This window comes from Ferdinandcohnia sp. GQ5 (assembly GCF_059759275.1).
The window spans coordinates 1-380 of record NZ_JCAXEW010000060.1 but is presented as its reverse complement, the minus strand read 5'-3'; the positions used below and the strand labels follow the sequence as shown (position 1 = coordinate 380).

Below are 380 nucleotides of genomic sequence, written 5' to 3'. Positions count from 1 at the left end.
TGGCATTACTTGCCGGGGTGGCGGAACTGGCAGACGCACAGGACTTAAAATCCTGCGGTAGGTGACTACCGTACCGGTTCGATTCCGGTCCTCGGCACCACTTTAATAAATTATGCGCCCGTAGCTCAATTGGATAGAGCGTCTGACTACGGATCAGAAGGCTATGGGTTCGACTCCTTTCGGGCGCGCCATAACGGGAAGTAGCTCAGCTTGGTAGAGCACTTGGTTTGGGACCAAGGGGTCGCAGGTTCGAATCCTGTCTTCCCGACCATTATAAATCACGGGGCCTTAGCTCAGCTGGGAGAGCGCCTGCTTTGCACGCAGGAGGTCAGCGGTTCGATCCCGCTAGGCTCCACCAAAGTTCTTTGAAAACTGAACAC

At 54.7% G+C, this 380-nt stretch carries 4 tRNA genes; all 4 read left to right on the top strand.

Annotation, left to right across the window (positions count from 1 at the left end):
* Positions 1-11 precede the first annotated feature (11 nt).
* A tRNA-Leu gene (locus AC6CHV_RS26395) sits at positions 12-100 on the top strand.
* A 14-nt stretch (positions 101-114) separates the two neighbouring features.
* Positions 115-191: transfer RNA gene (locus tag AC6CHV_RS26390), tRNA-Arg, on the top strand.
* A gap of 3 nt (positions 192-194) precedes the next feature.
* Positions 195-271, top strand: a tRNA-Pro gene (locus AC6CHV_RS26385).
* A gap of 11 nt (positions 272-282) precedes the next feature.
* Positions 283-358, top strand: a tRNA-Ala gene (locus AC6CHV_RS26380).
* Positions 359-380 lie beyond the last annotated feature (22 nt).